18 protein-coding genes are annotated in these 17275 nt (G+C 58.7%); 14 read left to right on the forward strand and 4 right to left on the reverse strand.

The features are described 5' to 3' along the window. Positions 1-875 (forward strand): replication initiator protein A (locus FOA17_RS06535; RefSeq protein WP_149140691.1); only part of this gene is annotated, 875 nt, incomplete at its 5' end. Between the two features lie 2 nt (positions 876-877). Here the strand turns inward: FOA17_RS06535 and FOA17_RS06540 are convergent. Continuing rightward, positions 878-1174 (reverse strand): chromosome partitioning protein ParB, encoded by a 297-nt coding sequence (locus FOA17_RS06540; RefSeq protein ID WP_149140692.1) that lies wholly within the window; start codon positions 1172-1174, stop codon positions 878-880. A gap of 1 nt (position 1175) precedes the next feature. Next, positions 1176-1835, reverse strand: coding sequence for a ParA family protein (locus tag FOA17_RS06545; RefSeq protein ID WP_149140693.1), 660 nt, complete (start codon positions 1833-1835; stop codon positions 1176-1178). Between the two features lie 119 nt (positions 1836-1954). Between FOA17_RS06545 and FOA17_RS06550 the strand changes: the two genes are divergently transcribed. The 6 genes from FOA17_RS06550 (at position 1955) to FOA17_RS06575 (ending at position 8917) form a co-directional block, all read left to right on the forward strand. Beyond that, positions 1955-2239, forward strand: coding sequence for a type II toxin-antitoxin system RelE/ParE family toxin (locus tag FOA17_RS06550; protein ID WP_149140694.1), 285 nt, complete (start codon positions 1955-1957; stop codon positions 2237-2239). Positions 2240-2256: 17 nt separating this feature from the next. Further along, on the forward strand, positions 2257-2574 hold the full coding sequence (locus FOA17_RS06555; protein ID WP_149140695.1) for a HigA family addiction module antitoxin: 318 nt from the start codon (positions 2257-2259) through the stop codon (positions 2572-2574). Positions 2575-2580: 6 nt separating this feature from the next. Further along, positions 2581-3336, forward strand: coding sequence for a nucleotidyltransferase domain-containing protein (locus FOA17_RS06560; RefSeq protein WP_149140696.1), 756 nt, complete (start codon positions 2581-2583; stop codon positions 3334-3336). Then, the gene (locus tag FOA17_RS06565; protein WP_149140697.1) at positions 3333-4052 is read left to right on the forward strand and encodes a DUF6602 domain-containing protein; all 720 of its coding nucleotides are present in this window, start codon (positions 3333-3335) and stop codon (positions 4050-4052) included. The genes FOA17_RS06560 and FOA17_RS06565 overlap by 4 nt, the downstream gene beginning before the upstream one ends. A gap of 96 nt (positions 4053-4148) precedes the next feature. Next, positions 4149-6236: a DNA methyltransferase gene (locus FOA17_RS06570; protein ID WP_149140698.1), complete on the forward strand. Its 2088-nt coding sequence runs from the start codon at positions 4149-4151 to the stop codon at positions 6234-6236. Next, the gene (locus tag FOA17_RS06575; protein ID WP_149140699.1) at positions 6236-8917 is read left to right on the forward strand and encodes a DEAD/DEAH box helicase family protein; all 2682 of its coding nucleotides are present in this window, start codon (positions 6236-6238) and stop codon (positions 8915-8917) included. The genes FOA17_RS06570 and FOA17_RS06575 overlap by 1 nt, the downstream gene beginning before the upstream one ends. Positions 8918-8924: 7 nt before the next feature. Here FOA17_RS06575 and FOA17_RS06580 read toward each other — a convergent pair whose 3' ends face one another. Beyond that, on the reverse strand, positions 8925-9464 hold the full coding sequence (locus FOA17_RS06580) for a recombinase family protein (protein WP_149140700.1): 540 nt from the start codon (positions 9462-9464) through the stop codon (positions 8925-8927). A gap of 280 nt (positions 9465-9744) precedes the next feature. Here FOA17_RS06580 and FOA17_RS06585 point away from each other — a divergent pair, with 280 nt between their 5' ends. The 3 genes from FOA17_RS06585 (at position 9745) to FOA17_RS06595 (ending at position 12225) form a co-directional block, all read left to right on the forward strand. Then, on the forward strand, positions 9745-9954 hold the full coding sequence (locus tag FOA17_RS06585) for a hypothetical protein (protein WP_149140701.1): 210 nt from the start codon (positions 9745-9747) through the stop codon (positions 9952-9954). 221 nt (positions 9955-10175) lie between these two features. Beyond that, the gene (locus tag FOA17_RS06590; RefSeq protein ID WP_203232280.1) at positions 10176-11108 is read left to right on the forward strand and encodes a ThiF family adenylyltransferase; all 933 of its coding nucleotides are present in this window, start codon (positions 10176-10178) and stop codon (positions 11106-11108) included. Beyond that, the gene (locus FOA17_RS06595) at positions 11098-12225 is read left to right on the forward strand and encodes a HesA/MoeB/ThiF family protein (RefSeq protein WP_149140703.1); all 1128 of its coding nucleotides are present in this window, start codon (positions 11098-11100) and stop codon (positions 12223-12225) included. The genes FOA17_RS06590 and FOA17_RS06595 overlap by 11 nt, the downstream gene beginning before the upstream one ends. Before the next feature lie 21 nt (positions 12226-12246). On the opposite strand, the gene mobQ is transcribed toward FOA17_RS06595, so the two are convergent. Further along, positions 12247-13419, reverse strand: a complete 1173-nt coding sequence (gene mobQ, locus FOA17_RS06600) for a MobQ family relaxase (RefSeq protein ID WP_149140704.1) — start codon at positions 13417-13419, stop codon at positions 12247-12249. A 635-nt stretch (positions 13420-14054) separates the two neighbouring features. Here mobQ and FOA17_RS06605 point away from each other — a divergent pair. The 4 genes from FOA17_RS06605 to FOA17_RS20065 all read left to right on the forward strand — a co-directional run. Then, positions 14055-14357, forward strand: a complete 303-nt coding sequence (locus FOA17_RS06605) for a mobilization protein (protein ID WP_149140705.1) — start codon at positions 14055-14057, stop codon at positions 14355-14357. Between the two features lie 68 nt (positions 14358-14425). Further along, a complete protein-coding gene (locus tag FOA17_RS06610) occupies positions 14426-16096 on the forward strand; it encodes a type IV secretory system conjugative DNA transfer family protein (protein ID WP_238991751.1) in 1671 nt (556 codons plus the stop codon). Between the two features lie 56 nt (positions 16097-16152). Then, entirely contained in the window at positions 16153-16707 is a 555-nt protein-coding gene (locus FOA17_RS06615; protein WP_149140706.1) for a hypothetical protein, read from the forward strand. Positions 16708-16979: 272 nt separating this feature from the next. Further along, a partial coding sequence (locus FOA17_RS20065) for a replication initiator protein A (RefSeq protein ID WP_238991752.1) occupies positions 16980-17275 on the forward strand: 296 nt, incomplete at its 3' end.

The raw sequence follows: 17275 nt of genomic DNA on the forward strand, positions 1-17275 counted from the left end.
ATGAGCACAACGGGATCAAGATCGCTATCAAGCCTTCTGTCGATGGCCTTGCGACGGTTCATGATCGCGATGTGCTGATCTACTGCATAAGCCAACTGATGACGGCGCTGAACGAAGGGAAGGAGGTTTCCCAGGTTGTCCGGTTTCGCGCGTTTGACATGCTGGTCGCTACGAACCGGAACACAGCGGGTTCCGGGTACTCTCAGCTGAAGGCAGCCCTTGAGCGCCTAGCAGGGACCAGGATCAGCACGAACATCGTGACCGGCGGGAAGGAGATTTTCAGGACCTTTGGCCTGATCGAAAGTGCCGAGGTTGTTAGGGAAACCCGCGACGGCCGCATGCAGGAAGTCGAGATCAAGCTATCTGACTGGGTTTTCAATGCGATCCGGTCGAAGGAAGTTCTCACGCTGCATCGTGATTACTTCCGGCTTCGGAAGCCTTTGGAGCGGCGCATCTACGAACTCGCACGCAAGCACTGTGGGGCGCAGAAGGAATGGCGGATCAGCCTTGCGCTGTTGCAGAAGAAGTGCGGATCGAACTCTACCCCCCGCGAGTTTCGGCGCCTGGTCATGAACATCATCCGAGAGGATCGGGAACACGACCACATGCCGGACTATGCAATCTCCTATGACGAGCAGGAGGACATGGTCACGTTCTCAAACCGGCAGGGCGTGAAGATGGTGCTGCCTCCGGCAGTAGCGCCGCACCTTGACCCAGATGTCTATGAGACGGCCCGGATGCTCGCTCCTGGCTTTGACGTATACTATCTGGAACGCGAGTGGCGCAGCTGGCTTCCAGAGACGCCGCGCAACCCGGAAGCCGCATTCTTGGGGTTCTGTCGGAAGTGGGTGCAGAACAGGAAGAATACCGGATAATTTCAAATACCGGATTTGTTTTTGTAAAGCTCCCAAGCCTCCTCGATGAGAACGCCTTGCTGCACGCCCCTGCGCTTTGCTTCATTGGCGATCTCTTCGGAAATGCCGGGCATGACCTTAGCGTGGACTTGCCCCGTCCGGGGGCTAGGCTTGCGCCCGCGTCGCTTCTGGCCGTCACGGGCAACGAAGCCCAGTTCCTCCCCTGCCCGCTCTGCCTTCTCGACCGCCTGCGGACTGCGGTCTTTCTCCCGGCTTTTTAGGCGGCCGAGGTCGATGTTGAAGGCTTTTCCGTCCGACATCTCAGACTCCCTCTGCCAGCCGCTTGTAGACCGCCTGGGCGAACAGTGCGGCGTTCTCGATCGCTCCGTCCATGTTCCCTTGGGCGGGCATGTTCCGGAGATTACCTCCGAACTCGAAGAGTGCGGAGAACGCTGCCCGCTCCAGGAGCGGCGGATCGATTAGATCGACGCCTTGTGCCGCCAGTGACTCGGCGATGCCGCTATGTTGCTTCGAACGGACGGCCTTCGTCATCGTGAAGACGACGGCGTGAGGGATCCTCCGATCGAGCGCTTCTTCCTCTTCAGCGATGAGCTGAAGCGCTCTGACACCAATCGTGGCGTCCAACGTGGTAGCTCGCATCGGAGTAATGACGAGATCGGCCTGAGAAATCGCCCGGGAAACAAGCCGCGATGCGACGCCCTCCAAGTCCACGACGACGATCTGACCATCCGTGTCGTGCTGCTTGATGCTCTTCACGATGTCAGACTCGGTGACGCTCGACAGAACCTGAATTCGATCGGGCAGGGGGGCCCGGTCAGCCCAAAGGGTCAGAGAGTGGTTGGGGTCACAGTCCAGCATGACCACGCTCGCGCCTGCATGGGCCAGCTCTGTCCCCAACAGGATCGCCGTCGTGGACTTCCCGGCACCCCCCTTCGGCGATGCGATGACAACGGTCGGCATAGGCGTCTCCATGTTATCCGATAATTATATTAACCGGATAAATTGAAAAATCCAATATAATTGCGCCGCCATAAGTACGCTTGACGTATCTCGTCAAGGCGCCTATCTTCCCAAGCAAGATGATCCTGAGCTATCGCGACAAGAGGACCGAGAGCTTCGCACGCGGCGGGTTCGTGAAGGCGTTTCAGGGGTTCGAGGACCAGGCCGCAAAGCGGCTCGCTATCCTGAACGCCGCGCCCTCTCTGGACGCGCTTCGGGCGTTGCCGAGCAATCGGTTGGAAGCCTTGCGCGGCGACAGGGCAGGGCAGTTCTCCATTCGCGTCAATCAGCAATGGCGCATCTGCTTTGACTGGCCCGAAGGGCAGTCAGGACCAGACAACGTTGAAATCGTGGATTACCACTGACGAAAGGAGGTCAGGCCATGTTCATGAGAGCAGTACATCCCGGCCACGTCCTAAAGGACGAGTTGGAAGAGTTGGGCATTACGCCCACGGAGTTTTCGCGGCAGATCGAGGTGCCGCCCAACCGCGTGAGCCAGATCATCGCAGGTAAGCGCTCAATCACGGGCGATACCGCTCTACGTTTCGGACACTGGTTCGGGACTGATCCGCAGTTCTGGTTGAACCTGCAAGCACAGTTCGACCTGGCCCAGGCGGACAAGGAGACCGGCGCGACGATCAGGCATTTGCCGACCCGCGCGAGCCTGCCGCCGCAGCCCGAACAGCCGCGCCTTGTGTGAGAGCCCATGACGGCAGACCAGTATCTTCAGAACATCCTTTTTCGTGAATCTGTGGACGTCAGTGCGATGTCCCCTGTGCGCGGCATCCAGAGTACCATCAGGCCACTGATCCAATCCTGGGCCGGGCAGCATCTTCGGGGAATCTCACCGAGCGGCTCTTTCGCAAAGGGCACAGCGAACAAGAGTGGGACCGATATCGACCTGTTCATTTCCCTCGCCGATACGGCGACGGCGTCCCTCGGAGATATCTACCACTCGCTCTTCGAGACGTTGAAGGCAGCAGGGGCGACACCGAAGAAGCAGAATGTTTCGATCAACATTCGGTTGAACGGCTACGATGTTGATCTCGTTCCTGCACGTCAGCAGAACATGCTTTCCGAAGATCACAGCCTCTTCCGGCGCCGAGCAAACACCTGGACCAAAACAAACGTCGCGACGCACATCGCCTATGTGATGTACGGCGGATGCATCCCTGAAATCCGCGTGCTGAAGCTCTGGCGGAATCAGAAGGGGCTCGACTTCCCTTCCTTCTACCTGGAACTCGCAGTGATCGCTGCTCTAAGAGGCAGCGGCGGAACCCTCTCACAAAGGGTCTCACAAGCCCTGACCTACATTCGAGACAACCTGACAACTGCCCGTGTTGTTGATCCTTCGAATACGAATAACGTAATCTCCGACGACCTTACCTTACCAGAGAAGCAGGTCATTGTCGCAGCTGCACGCAAGGCTCTAGATGGCTCGTGGGGTGAGTTGGTTCGATGACCTGGTCACTTCCTGCGCTTCTCCAAGGTCTTCACAAAGGCATTCATAATCGCCTGCACACAGCGCGGGAGGTCGCAGGCCATCCCGTTCTCAAGGGCGACGCCGCCGAGACCGTTTGGCTGAGCATGCTAGGCGATTACTTGCCCGAGCGGTATCGCGCGCGGCGTGCCGTTGTCGTCGATAGCAACGGAGCCTTCAGCCACCAGATCGACATCGTCATCTTTGACCGGCAGTACTCCCCTTTTGTCTTCCACCAGGACGGGCTGGATGTCGTTCCGGCCGAGAGCGTCTATGCAGTGTTCGAGGCCAAGCAAGTCATCACAGCTGAGGAAATCACTTATGCCCAGGACAAGGCCGCGAGTGTTCGGGCGCTTTATCGCACGAGCCTGCCTATCCCACATGCGACAGGGATCGCGGACCCAAAGGTGCCGCATCCCATACTGGCAGGACTTGTGACCCTTGAAAGCGGTTGGAAGCCCCCGCTCGGTGACTCTCTGACAAAGAACCTTGGTGCCCGGCAAGACGAGCATGCGCTCGATCTTGGCTGTGTGGCGGCTCACGGAATCTATGCGCGCAACGGCGATGGCGGTTACCAGGTAGAAGAGACCGCGATGGCTGCAACAGCCTTCCTCTTTGAACTGATCGCGCGTCTTCAGGCGCTCGCGACGGTGCCGATGATAGATGTTCGAGCCTATGCCAGATGGCTCAAGGAATAGGTTTCAGGTGGGGATAAGCAGCCCCATCTCATTGAGATTATTGAATCCGTTCAGCATATTCGGCTGAAGGTAAAATGTGTGAGAGGGCAGGGGGCGATGGCGCGACTGACAGAGCAGGAACAACAGGAAATCATCCGGTATCTGGAGGCTGACAAGCCCTTGCCCGACAAATATCGCTTCCTGCTTTTCGAAGACAAACGCGAGGTCGAACTGGTCTGGAATGGGAAGACCAACGAGGTCTCTAATGTGGTCCTGCCCTTCCAGGTCATCGAGCAAGTTGATGAACCGCGCGCCGAGAAGCCCGAGGACACAGCGGCGCAGCAGGACCTGTTCTCGATGGATCAACGCGGCCGTCAGCTCAAAGGCTGGACTAACAAGCTGATCTGGGGTGACAACCGGCTCATCCTGTCATCGCTGAAGAACGGTCCGCTCCGAGAAGAAATCGAGCGGCAAGGTGGCATCAAACTGATTTACATCGATCCGCCTTTCGATGTTGGTGCGGACTTCTCGATGGACATCGAGATTGGCGAGGATACCTTCACTAAGAAGCCGAACATCCTCGAAGAGATTGCATACCGCGACACCTGGGGCAAAGGCGCCGATTCATTCGTTGCAATGATCTATGAGCGAATAGTTCTAATGCGCGATCTATTGAGTGAGGATGGTAGCATATTTGTTCATTGTGATTGGCGTGTCAGTGCTTACATTCGAATGATACTTGATGAGGTGTTCGGAAAGGACTCGATCCGAAACCACATTCTTTGGCTCTACAGCGGTGGAGGTGTTCCCACTACGGAGATGCCGAAGAAGCATGATGATATCTTCTGGTTTACCAAAGGGAAGACTTGGGCGTACAATACGCAGTATCGGCCTTACTCAGAAGGCACTATGCAAAGAGGTCGAACCGCGGTTAAAGGTCCCGATGCAGCTCTGCGAGAAGAAGGAACGCCAATAAACAATTGGTGGCCCGACGTCAAAAAGATCACTAGTCCTACCGATCCTGAGAAGTTGTACTATCCGACTCAAAAATCAGAGGAACTCCTCAGTAGGATAATTAACCTAGCTTCGAGCGAGGGTGATATTATCGCAGATTTCTTTTCTGGATCGGGGACTACAGCGGCATCTGCTGAAAAGCTTGGGCGTAAGTGGATTATTTCCGATCTTGGCAAGTTTGCGGTTCATACCACGAGAAAGAGGCTGATTTCGGTTCAAAGAGAACGGAAAGCAGAAGGTAAGGACTATCGAGCGTTCGAGATACTCAATTTGGGTAGATATGAGCGCCAGCACTATATCGGCCTAAACCCGAACTTGCGCGAAGAGCAGCGGCAGCAGCAGGCCGAGCTGAAGGAACGGGCTTTCCTTGATCTTATCTTGCGCGCCTATCGCGCAGAGAAGACCGAAGGATTTCAGACCTTCCATGGTAAGCGTGCGGGCCGCCTGGTAGCTGTGGGTCCTGTCAACATGCCCGTGTCACGGCTCTTCGTCGAAGAGATCATTCTTGAGTGCCGCAAGAAGCAGATCACCAAGGTTGATATTCTGGGCTTCGAGTTCGAGATGGGCCTTTTCCCGAACGTACTCGACGATGCGCGCGCCAAGGGGATCGACATCGCGCCGAAGTACATCCCGCGTGATGTCTTTGACAAGCGGGCCGTCGAGCGCAACCAGGTCGTCTTCCATGATGTGTCGTTCATCGAAGTGAAGCCACATCTGAAGGGCAACTCCGTTGCCATCGAACTCACGGACTTCTCGGTCTTCTATTCCCAGGACTCGATCGCCTATGCCGAGGCGACTCTCAAGAACAAGGCGACACGGATCGTGGTCGAGAAAGGCCAGATCGTGAAGGTCTCGAAGGATGCGGATGGCATTGTCTCCAAGCACTATCTCACCCGTACCTGGACTGATTGGATCGACTACTGGTCGGTTGACTTTGACTTCGAAAACAAGCGCGAGATCATCCGGCAGCAGGACCCGGCAAGTGGCGAGTGGCAGGAAGTCTGGACTGGCGACTACATCTTCGAGAACGAATGGCAGTCCTTCCGCACCAAGAAGGACCGTAGCATAGAGCTGAAGAGCGTCTTCCATGAGTGTGCACCCGGCCGCCGCAAGGTGGCGGTCAAAGTCGTGGACATCTTCGGCAACGACACGATGACGATCGTGACTGTGAACATCGGAGGGAAGGCATAATGGCACTTCACCCTGATTTCCCGGATTCTCCCCACGCCATCCTTGACCCCTCTATTCGTTGGTTCCCTGCGGACGAGGCTCTTCGCGCTACCAGCATGGACAAGCTTATGCCGCCCCTGGTTGCCTCGCTGCGCCAGAAGGTGAAGGAGTTCCGCGACAGCGGCTATGTCGGTGCAGCCGACACGAGCCGCGCGTTGCTTAGGTGGTGGTTCCAGACGCCCCACCTCCTGCCCAAGGCCGATGGCACGATGGTGGAGTTCCAGTACTTCTTCTCCCAACGGGAGGCTCTGGAGACGATCATCTACCTGCATGACGTTGTCGGTGTGCAGGACAAGTTCGATCTCATGCGCTTCGACAGCAGCGGCGCTGTCTCGGCCAGCATGTTCGACGAAACCTGGCGCCGCTTCGTGGTCAAGATGGCGACCGGCGCAGGGAAGACGAAGGTCCTGAGCCTCGCCCTAGCCTGGAGCTTCTACCACAAGCTCTATGAACCTGACTCGCAGCTCGCCCGAAACTTCCTGGTCATTGCGCCAAACATCATCGTCCTCGACCGTATCTACAAAGATTTCGAAGGCCTGAAACTTTTCTTCGAAGACCCAGTGATACCGGATAACGGCTTCGACGGTCGCAACTGGCAGGATGACTTCCAGCTCACCCTGCATTTGCAGGACGAGGTCAGGATCACGCAGCCAACCGGCAACATCTTCCTGACCAATATTCATCGTGTCTATGCGGGATCAGACATCCCCCCATCACCCGAAGACGATGACAGTATGGACTACTTCCTCGGCAAGCGTCCGACTGGCGCGACGACCGACTCGAAGATCGATCTTGGCATGATTGTTCGCGAGATCGACGAGCTGATGGTCCTGAACGACGAGGCCCATCACATCCATGACTCCCGTCTCGCTTGGTTCAAGTCGATCGAGGACATTCACAATCGGCTTCTTCAAAAGGGTGGGGCTCTCTCTCTTCAGATCGATGTGACAGCGACGCCCAAGCACAACAACGGCGCGATCTTCGTTCAGACCATCGCCGACTATCCGCTTGTGGAAGCGATCTCCCAGAACGTTGTGAAGCATCCTGTTCTTCCCGACGCGGCGAGCCGGGCGAAGCTTTCTGAGCGGCAAAGTGCGCGCTACACCGAGAAGTACGCAGACTATATCGACCTTGGCGTGATCGAGTGGCGCAAGGCCTCGATCGAACATGAGAAGATGGGCAAGAAGGCCATCCTCTTCATCATGACGGACGATACCCGCAACTGCGATGATGTCGCGAGTTACCTTGAGGGCCACTATCCCGACCTGAAGGGCGGCGTCTTGGTGATCCATACGAAAGCCAACGGAGAAATCTCCGAGGCCGCATCAGGAAAGGCGAGGGAAGAGCTCGAACTCCTGCGCAAGCAGGCCAATGAGATCGATGACCCGGCCAGCCCCTACAAGGCCATCGTCTCTGTGCTCATGCTGAAAGAGGGATGGGACGTTCGCAATGTCACGACGATCGTCGGTCTTCGCGCCTATTCAGCGCAGAGCAACATCTTGCCCGAGCAGACTTTGGGGCGAGGGTTGCGCAAAATGTATCCGGGCGGTGTCGAAGAGTATGTCAGCATCGTCGGAACCGATGCCTTCATGGAGTTCGTCGAGTCCATCCAAGCAGAAGGTGTGCAACTTGAGCGCAAGGCCATGGGGCAGGGGACGGCCGCCAAGACGCCGATCGTGATCGAGGTGGACCGTGAGAACGATAAGAAGGACCTGGATGCACTCGATATCGAGATTCCTGTCCTGACCCCACGCATCTACCGCGAGTACAAGAACCTTGCCGACTTGGACCTCACGGGACTAGGCCACCAGAAGGTGATGTACTTGGCCTTCACCGAGGAACAGCAGCGAGAGATCGTCTTCAAGGACATCACCACCGGTGAGGTCACACACACCACTATCCTCGATACGGCCGGTGTGGCGGACTTCCGAAGCGTACTAGGCTATTTCGCCCAGACTATCATGAAGGACCTGCGGCTCGTCAGCGGCTATGACGTTCTCTATGGCAAGCTGAAAACCTTTGTTGAGTCAGAGCTCTTCGACAGACACGTTGATCTCGACGACCCGAACACGCTGCGTAATCTTTCGGAACTCTCCGCGACGCGCACGATCATCGAGGGCTTCAAGAAGGCCATCAACGCGCTCACCGTGCGCGATCGGGGCGACGCAGAAATCAGAGACACGATTAAGCTCCGGCAAACCCGGCCCTTTGTTGTGAAGGAGCAGGGCTACCTTGTTCCCAAGAAGAGTATCTTCAACCGGATCATCGGCGACAGCCATCTTGAGCTGCTTTTTGCATCCTTCCTGGACAGTTGCTCAGATGTGGCTGCCTACGCGAAGAACTATTTCGCGGTGAACTTCAAACTCGACTACGTCAATGCCGATGGGAGTATTTCCAACTATTATCCCGATTTCATCGTTCGGCTCTCCGATGGGCGAAAGGTCATCGTCGAAACCAAGGGTCTTGAAGATCTGGACGTGCCTTTGAAGATGGCCCGCCTTCGGCAGTGGTGCGAGGATATCAACGCAGCTCAATCAGATACTGTGTTCGACTTCGCCTATGTTGATGAAGAGAACTTCAAGAAGCACACGCCGAAGTCCTTCAAGGACCTGCTTGCCGGGTTCCGGGAGTACAAGGATTAGGCCGCACTCATACCCTTCGGATGGTCTTGGTGCTCACCTTGAAGAGCTTGGCGATCTCGGGAAGGGCGCGGCCGTCCTCGTCGCGCATCCGGCGCACTTCGTTTCTCTGTGCCTCTGAGAGGGCAGGGGGGCGGCCGCCGACGCGGCCACGTTTGCGCGCCGCTTCCAGTCCTTCCTTGGTCCTCTCGGAAATCCTCTCGCGCTCGAACTGAGCGATGGAGGCGAAGACATGGAAGACCAGGCGACCGGCAGGTGTTGTCGTGTCGATGTCTTCCGCCAGGGACCGGAAGCCTGCGCCGCGCGCCTTGATGACCTCGACAATGTCGAGCAGGTCGCGCAGGGAGCGCGCCAGGCGGTCGTACTTCGTCACGACGATGACATCCCCATCTCGGAGCTGGTCGAGCAGACGATCAAGCTCAGGTCGCTTGCGCAGCGAGCCGCTGATCTTGTCGGAGAAGATGCGCTGCACTCCCGCCGCCTTCAGCGCATCGAGCTGGGCATCCAGGTTCTGGTCGTCGGTCGAGACGCGGGCATAGCCAAGGATCATGCCCCATTGTGACAAAAACCTCCCAAAACTTCAAAGGTTTTGTCAGGGGGGTTTTGTCCCGCCTAAGTCCTTGTCGCAAGCGTTCCGGCAGGGGAGGGACAAAAACGACCGTTTTTGGTGCATGGGTACTGGCAGGCAGTCTACGTCCGGTGTGCGTACAGACCAAACCTTGTTTTGTGCTCTGTACCGCATCATCTCTGCCCCCCGTTGCGAGTTGACCGAAACATCTGTCAAACGTAACATCATAGAAATACTGGGATCCGGGTCTGGAGCGCCTTTCATGACGAGCAAGTACACCTTTGAAAACCATGGCTTTGAGGAAATCGAAGCGTCTAACGGCATGACGAATGCAGCCGCCTACACGAAGGAGTGTTCTGGCGCACGCTCCGACTGCTGCACGCGCACCTGCAGCGCGGACGCGACCTTCGTTGCGAGCGATGAAGATTGGGCCAGGTTTCTCGACGTTCGGGGCGGTCAGATCCAATATTGATCCGCGACGACGACGACCAAATCGGATCGCTTCGTCTATGGCTCAGGGACGGGGTGGACGTTTACATTTCCCCGGACTCCGTAGTTCACTTCGTCTTTCTATCCACGAGGAAGCGGCTACGCCTGCGGGTAACACCGCTACTGATTGAGTGCCTAGAATGGCTAGACGGCTCCGCGTCAGTCTTGGAGCTGGATGAACGGTATGAAGCACGCGCATCCAGCTTGGACATCAAGCACTCTTCGTCGTTTACCAGTTTCGTTCAGTATCTTTATGGCAAGGGGATCCTTGTCCGGAAGGATTGGATGCAAAATGCGTTCCGCCCAGAGCAAGTTAAACGTTATTCGCGGCAACTGAATTTCTTTCTCGACATTGAGGAGTCCGAAGCTGCGGCTACGGCACTCCTTAAGAGAATAATGGACTGTAGAGTTGCATTGATTGGCGTTGGCGCGGTCGGAAGTTGGATACTCAGAGAGCTTGTTCAAATCGGCTTCCAGCGCTTTATCATTGTTGACCCAAAGGAATTGAAGCCTGCTGATCGCACACGAAATGCGTTCTTCGATCACCGACTGATCGGCAGGCCGAAGGCAATGGTTGCCGAGAGCTTCGTTCACGGCCAAGCTCTCAAGCCAGAGACACGCGCCGTACAAGCGCCGCTCGACATCGATACAAACGTCGAAAAACTGATCGGATCGGATGTAGACCTGATCATAAACACTGCGGACGAGCCCTACATCGGGGCAACAAGCATAAAGCTATCGAGATACTGTGTGACCAAGAGGCTGCCCCTGTTGGTTGCGGGCGGCTTTGACGCGCACCTCGCAAGTCTGAGCGAAATGATTGTTCCCGGCCAAACGCCATGCTCCGACTGTTATGCAAAACATTTCGAAGAGACTTTGCGCGGTTGGAAACCAATCTCCCATCCCATCGTTGATCGCCGACGCGGCTTCGGGGGCCTGCCGTCGTTATCGGCATTTGCCGCCTCCGCCGCGGTACTGAAGATCGTTAGGCTCCTTTCAGAGAGAGGTGGAGATATCGAGCAAGGCCGTGGTGAGTTTCTATTCGATCAGTACAGTATCGATAGCTTCAAGGTGGGAAGAAACCCTGAATGCCCAACCTGCGGCGATTTGGGGAGGCTGCGGGCGCGTGCAGATTGAATTCTCACCCGGATCACATTGGCTGATTCGACCATCCGTTTCCGTTATCCCGGTGGGCGACGGGGTCTTTGATTTCTTTCAGTCTTCGACACGCCGATCCATGCGTTTCCGGCTAAGTTCAGAAATTGCCAGCGTCATCAGAGGGCTTGATGGCAGACAATCCCTTGAAGACATCTGCGAGGTGCATGACGCTTCGGTGCCGCAGATTTCGCATCTCATGGAAGCATTGCACGAGCGGTGCGCCGTTGAACCTAAGGCCGTTCGAGACGCTATTGACGCCGCTGAGCACTACCGCGTCCTGAATTTTCTCGGAGACTACTTTCCTGCAGCAGAGCTGTTTGCTGCCTTCGAAAGGCTCCGCTCAACAAGGGTTGCCATTGTGGGCTGTGGTGCCGTAGGCAGCTGGACCGCAGTACAGCTTGCTCACTCAGGCTTCGAAAACTTCACCGTGATTGATGGCGATCATGTAGAGGAGTCCAACCTTAACCGCTCGATCTTCCTTCACGAGGACATTGGTGCCCCAAAGGTCGAGGCCATCGCATCCGCCCTCCATCGGATATCACATAGGGTTCAGGTCCGGAGGGTCAAAGAGCATGTCCACGATGCAAACGGGCTCCGCGCTTTGCTTTCCGAGGCAAGACCAGACGTCATCGTAAATTGCGCCGACGAGCCGTCGGTGGACCTCACTAGTGAATGGATCAACGAGTACTGTCAGCATCGAGGCGTCCCGTATGTCATCGCAGGCGGGTACAATCTGCACCTGAGCCTGATTGGAATGACGGTCAGTCCTGGTGTGTCGGCATGCTTCAACTGTTCGCGCATCACCCTGGATGAACTCGAAGACAAGTCTTTACAAGGTGTGCGGAGGCTTTGGCGTCCGAAGCGCAATCTGGGAAGTCTTTCCCCGCTAACTGGAATAACTTCGTCGTTGGCGACATCCGAAGTCCTACGACTAGCAGTCAGGTCTGAAAGACTACGTCCAGCCATGTGGAACCGCCGGGGTGAATTCAACTTCCTGACCAACGAACTCTCGTTCGTGAATCTTCCTCCCCGATCAGAGTGCGGATGTACGCCCGACGGCCAAGAGACTGATAAGGAACAAAGAAGCCTGATCTGACTTCGCAGGTTCAGGTCTACGTTACAGTTCCCATCCGAGATCTCTGTCGATTTCGCGCTGCCGCCTGCGCTCTTCGTCCAGCTCCTGCTCGCGTTCTTTCTCGCGGGCCTTTTCACGCTCTTGCTCTTCCGCCCTGGCTTTGCCCAACACATCGGCAAGCCTTCCGCGTATATCCCGGTCGCCCTGGCCCGGCGTGTGATCATGCCCCGCCCCCTGCTCACGCCCGGCAATCCGAGCGAGGCGTTCCTTGATCTCATCCTGGTCCAGCTGCTTCGCCTGCCGCCCTGCGGCGGCGCGCAAAGCCGCCAGACCGGCACTGACATGCCCCTGCCCCTCTTCCCGGGCCTCGGCCCAGGCGTCACGCGCCAGTTCCAGCCGCTCGCGCATTTCGGCAAACATCGCCTTGGCCTGGCGCACCGCATGCACCCGCGCGCCCCGCTGGGTCAGTGGTTCATAGTCGCGGCCCTCGGCCTCGGCGACCAGCTGCGCGCGGCGCTCGATGGCATTGGCGGCAGGACCAAGCTTCAGCTCCGGCTCGCGGTCCAGCTCCTCGGCCTTCAACGTGTCCCCAAGGGACAGCGCCTCTTCGCGCTGCACCTCCAATGACCGATGATCTACGCGTCCCTCCTGCCCCGCCAACTCAAGGGCATGGTTTTGCAGCTCGGCCCAGTAGCCGCGCATGGCCTCGATCTCCGGCCCGCCGGTGCTGGCGGCGTCAAGAATGCGCGTCTTGTCGGTCAGCCCCTCGGCAGACAGGACGCGGGTGGTGGTCAGGATATGGGCGTGATGGTTGCGCTGATCGCCCTCGCGGTGCGGGGCATGGATCGCCACATCTGCAGCCACCCCGTAGCGCTCGACCAGCTGCTGCGCGAAGGCCCGCGTGATGTCGATCCGCGCAGCGTCGGACAGCTCAGACGGCAGGGCCAGTTCCCATTCGCGGGCAGTCACCGAATTGGACCGGGTCTCACGCGCCTCGGCGGCGTTCCACAGCGCGGCCCGGTCCTGCGCCCAGGACGGCGCATCATCGGGGGCGAGAATGAAGCAGGCCTCGACCCCGCGCTTGGCGGTGTAATCGTGCATGCGGCCCTCCCGGTCGCACGCGATGACAGAGGCCGACCGATAGGCCGCCGCCGCCGTGGCGGATCGCCCGGCGCTGCGTTTGATCGTCTTGACGGAGAGGTGGTAGCTGGCCATGGCCGCGCCCTACCGATCCGGTGACGGGCAAAGGCAGGCGGACTGCCAGACAGGCAAACAGGCAGACATGCAAACAGGCAGGCTGTCTGCGGGCCATTGAGGCCAGCATGCCACCACGCAAACGGGCAGACATGCAGCCACGCCGACAGGCGGGCGGTCATGCTGCCGGGCAAGCGCGCGGCCATCGCCAGGACGGGCCATGGTTTGCCGGACAAGCACAGCGCGGCAAACCCGATCCGGCAGCCTGCCCCGCTCTCGGGACAGGCGTAACCGGATCGCCCGCTGGCACGGGCGCCCTCGCGGAACCGCCCCGCTCTCGGGGCCAGTTCCAATGTGGGCGTCAGGGACAGCGGGGCGCGATCCAAGCCGCGCAAGGCTTGGCCAGGATGGGTTCGGGAAGGCGGGACGCGCTTCCTGATCCGGCGCAACAAGCGCCGGACTGGGGACGCCGTCGGCGGGGGGCCATGCCCCCGAGGAGACCGCACGCAAAGCTCGGAAGCGCCGCAGGCGATGGAGAGTTTGCATAAGTGCGCCCTTGACCTTTACAGGCCTACGGGTAACCGCTTGACCTTACCACGTCAATGCGACATTCAACCCAAAGATGTTTTGAATTTCCGGCGTGTGTGAAGGTACGAATGGCTGAGACAGAATTGGAACGCGCCGAGAAGCGCTACGCCCAGGCCAAGGCCCGGCTCCTCGCCCTGAAGAACCGCGAAGCTACGAAGGCGCGCAAGCTGGATACGCGGCGCAAGATCATCTTGGGCGGAGCGCTTGTCGATCTGGCAGAACGGGATTCCAACGCCGCAGCCATAATCGAGCGCCTGGTCCGCAACCTGCCCCGTGAACAGGACCGCAAGGCTTTCGAAGGCTGGGATGCGAAGCAGCCCGCCGCCGCATCTTCCGCGACAGCCCCACCCGTTCCGACGCCCTCGACCTGATCGCCGCCCCTTTCCTTCAGAGGGGGAGCGCAGCTCGCCCCCTGCCCTCTTAGCTGGACCTGATTTCCTTGCAGTATGTATTCACCGCCCTGGGGCTGCTGTCGCGGCTGTCCCTCTTTGTCGTCGTCACCCCGATCCTCGCCGGGTGGTTCTTCGTCTGGATGGTGATCGCCACGGCATTTGCCTGGTTCGCCTGGCTGATCGTGATCATCATCCTGTCGGACGTGCCGATGGGCGAAGCCCTCTGGCACTGGTTCGTGTTCTGGCCGATGACCATTACCGGCTGGATCATCGGGGCCAGCGACTGGTCGAACCGGACCGGCATCAAGCTCTGGGGCCGCAGGCCAAGCGACAGCCATGGCTCGGCCCGCTTTGCCACCCGGAAAGAACGCGCAGCGTTCGAAGGTGGCGACGGCCTCCTGATCGGGCGCGACCTCGATACCGGCAAACTCCTGCGCTATGACGGCCCGGCGCACCTCCTGACCCTCGCCCCCACGCGGGCGGGCAAGGGGGTCGGCACGGTGATCCCGAACCTCCTGCTTACCGAACGCTCGGTACTGGTGATCGACCCCAAGGGTGAGAATGCGAAGATCGCAGGCGAGGCGCGCAAGCGCTTCGGGGCGGTCCATATCCTCGACCCTTTCGGTGTCACCGGCATGCCCGCCTCGGCATATAACCCCCTCGGGCGGCTTGACGCGGAAAGCCCCGATCTGGGCGAAGATGCCGCCTCGCTGGCCGAAGCCCTGGTGATGGACCCGCCCGGCCAACAGTCGGAAGCCCACTGGAACGAAGAGGCCAAGGCGCTGCTGGTCGGGCTGATCATGTTCGCCGTGGCCCATGAGGACGCGGATCGCAAAACCCTCGCCACCGTGCGGGAATACCTGACCCTGCCGCCCGAGAAGTTCCGCGCCCTCATGGAGCTGATGCAGGACAGCACCGCCGCCGGGGGATTGATCGCCCGCGCCGCCAACCGCTTCCTGGGCAAATCCGACCGCGAAGCGGCCTCGGTGATGTCCTCGGCGCAGCGCCACACCCACTTCCTCGATAGCCCCCGGATCGTGGCCGCCACAGCGTGTTCCGACTTCCAGTTCTCGGCCCTGCGGCATGATCTGACCTCGATCTTCCTTGTCCTGCCGCCGAACCGGCTTGATGCCTACAGCCGCTGGCTGCGCCTTCTGGTGGCACAAGCGCTTCAGGATATCGCCAGAGACGCGGAAGCGGCTCAGGCAGGCGCAGAGCGCCTGAAACAGCCCGCGCTGTTCCTCCTGGATGAGTTTGCGGCCCTGGGCCGTCTGGAAGCCGTGGAACGCGCCATGGGGCTGATGGCGGGCTACGGGCTGCAACTCTGGCCGATCCTGCAGGACATGAGCCAGCTGAAGGACCTCTACGGCGCGCGGGCCAATACCTTCGTCGCCAACGCGGGTGTGCTGCAATGCTTCGGGGTCAACGACTTCGAGACGGCCAAGTGGCTGAGCCAGATGATCGGACGGGAAACCACCGGCTATCAGACCGAAAGCCACAAGCCCGGCGATGCACCCTCGACCTCATACAACGTCACGGCACGCGACCTGATGACGCCGGATGAAATCATGCAGTTGCCGCCCCATGTCGAGCTGCTGCGCGTCCAGGGCAAGCCCGTGATCATCGCCAAAAAGCTGCGCTACTTCGCCGACAAAGAATTCGACGGGCTGCACCGATCACCGGATGCGCAACCCGTGAATCCTAAATCTGAACGCTGATCGCGTAACACCTATCTCTGAACACCCATCGCCTATCCCTGATCACGGAAATCATAATGTCCAACCCCGGTTCCGCCCACCCTGCCCTTTCCGACGCCGCCCTTCGTGAAACCCTCGACCTCCTGGGCACTGTCGTTGCCAACATGGCGGGAAAACTGGACCGGCACGGCCAGATTCTCGCGGATGTCCAGAAGGCCACCACCGAAAGCCGGGACGCAGCACAGGCGGCCAAGGCCCATTCCGATCCGCAACGCTACGGGCGTCACATCGGCCAGGAACTCGACAGAGCGCTGGATGCGACCCTCGATCGGCTGAAAACCTTGCAATCCGGCTTCGCCACCGATCGGCAGGAAACCCGCCGCAGCCTGAATGATCTTGTCCGGCAGGAAGAGGCCGTTCTTCAGCACCTTCGGGACGATCTCGAAGAAGCGGGACGCTGGAAACGGCGTATTCCCTTCATAGCCATCTTCGGGTTGGCCCTGGCGCTTGGCCTGACTATCGCCCTGCCCCGGTTCTTTGCAGGCAACGGCGTCGGTTGCGCTGTCCTTGGGGGTGAGTGGCTGCGGGGGCCTGAGACGGGCAAACAGGCTTGCGTGTTCTATGCCGGGTGAGGCAACGAGTGTTCTAGAGGAAAGTTATCCACAGGCCTAGGTGTTAAATATGGGTTAGATTCAGTGTTAAGCGCAGAAAATCGCTCGCAAGCCACTGAAACTAATAACAGATTCTGAGCGGGTCGTGTGTGAAAGTACGAAAGAACGTGTGTAAAAGTACGATGGAGCGTGGGCAAAAGTACGAAAGCGGCTTGCGTGTGTGAAAGTACGAATCAGCGTGGATTTCGAGCGCGCCCTGCCCTACTGTGTGTGAAAGTACGAAAGGCTGCCCTGTGTCTGACGACCATGTAGTGAACCGCTCCCCTCTCCTGCCTGATCGGTATCCGCAGGGCGATTTCTTCGTGTGCGATATCTTCGATGCTGTGCCGAAGGCGGACATGGCCTCGATGGAACACCCGATCTTCTCTCTCTCGACCAAGCCGGATACGCGGGTCAGGGAGTATGAGCACAACGGGATCAAGATCGCTATCAAGCCTTCTGTCGATGGCCTTGCGACGGTTCATGATCGCGATGTGCTGATCTACTGCATAAGCCAACTGATGACGGCGCTGAACGAAGGGAAGGAGGT

Origin of the sequence: Gemmobacter caeruleus (assembly GCF_008271655.1) — a bacterium.
Lineage (GTDB): Bacteria > Pseudomonadota > Alphaproteobacteria > Rhodobacterales > Rhodobacteraceae > Gemmobacter > Gemmobacter caeruleus.

What these genes read in the sequence shown, in the direction of transcription:
- FOA17_RS06540 (WP_149140692.1), bottom strand. Translation starts at nt 1,174, where the DNA reads ATGTCGGACGGAAAAGCCTTCAACATCGACCTCGGCCGCCTAAAAAGC.
- FOA17_RS06545 (WP_149140693.1), bottom strand. Translation starts at nt 1,835, where the DNA reads ATGCCGACCGTTGTCATCGCATCGCCGAAGGGGGGTGCCGGGAAGTCC.
- FOA17_RS06550 (WP_149140694.1), top strand. Translation starts at nt 1,955, where the DNA reads ATGATCCTGAGCTATCGCGACAAGAGGACCGAGAGCTTCGCACGCGGC.
- FOA17_RS06555 (WP_149140695.1), top strand. Translation starts at nt 2,257, where the DNA reads ATGTTCATGAGAGCAGTACATCCCGGCCACGTCCTAAAGGACGAGTTG.
- FOA17_RS06560 (WP_149140696.1), top strand. Translation starts at nt 2,581, where the DNA reads ATGACGGCAGACCAGTATCTTCAGAACATCCTTTTTCGTGAATCTGTG.
- FOA17_RS06565 (WP_149140697.1), top strand. Translation starts at nt 3,333, where the DNA reads ATGACCTGGTCACTTCCTGCGCTTCTCCAAGGTCTTCACAAAGGCATT.
- FOA17_RS06570 (WP_149140698.1), top strand. Translation starts at nt 4,149, where the DNA reads ATGGCGCGACTGACAGAGCAGGAACAACAGGAAATCATCCGGTATCTG.
- FOA17_RS06575 (WP_149140699.1), top strand. Translation starts at nt 6,236, where the DNA reads ATGGCACTTCACCCTGATTTCCCGGATTCTCCCCACGCCATCCTTGAC.
- FOA17_RS06580 (WP_149140700.1), bottom strand. Translation starts at nt 9,464, where the DNA reads ATGATCCTTGGCTATGCCCGCGTCTCGACCGACGACCAGAACCTGGAT.
- FOA17_RS06585 (WP_149140701.1), top strand. Translation starts at nt 9,745, where the DNA reads ATGACGAGCAAGTACACCTTTGAAAACCATGGCTTTGAGGAAATCGAA.
- mobQ (WP_149140704.1), bottom strand. Translation starts at nt 13,419, where the DNA reads ATGGCCAGCTACCACCTCTCCGTCAAGACGATCAAACGCAGCGCCGGG.
- FOA17_RS06605 (WP_149140705.1), top strand. Translation starts at nt 14,055, where the DNA reads ATGGCTGAGACAGAATTGGAACGCGCCGAGAAGCGCTACGCCCAGGCC.
- FOA17_RS06615 (WP_149140706.1), top strand. Translation starts at nt 16,153, where the DNA reads ATGTCCAACCCCGGTTCCGCCCACCCTGCCCTTTCCGACGCCGCCCTT.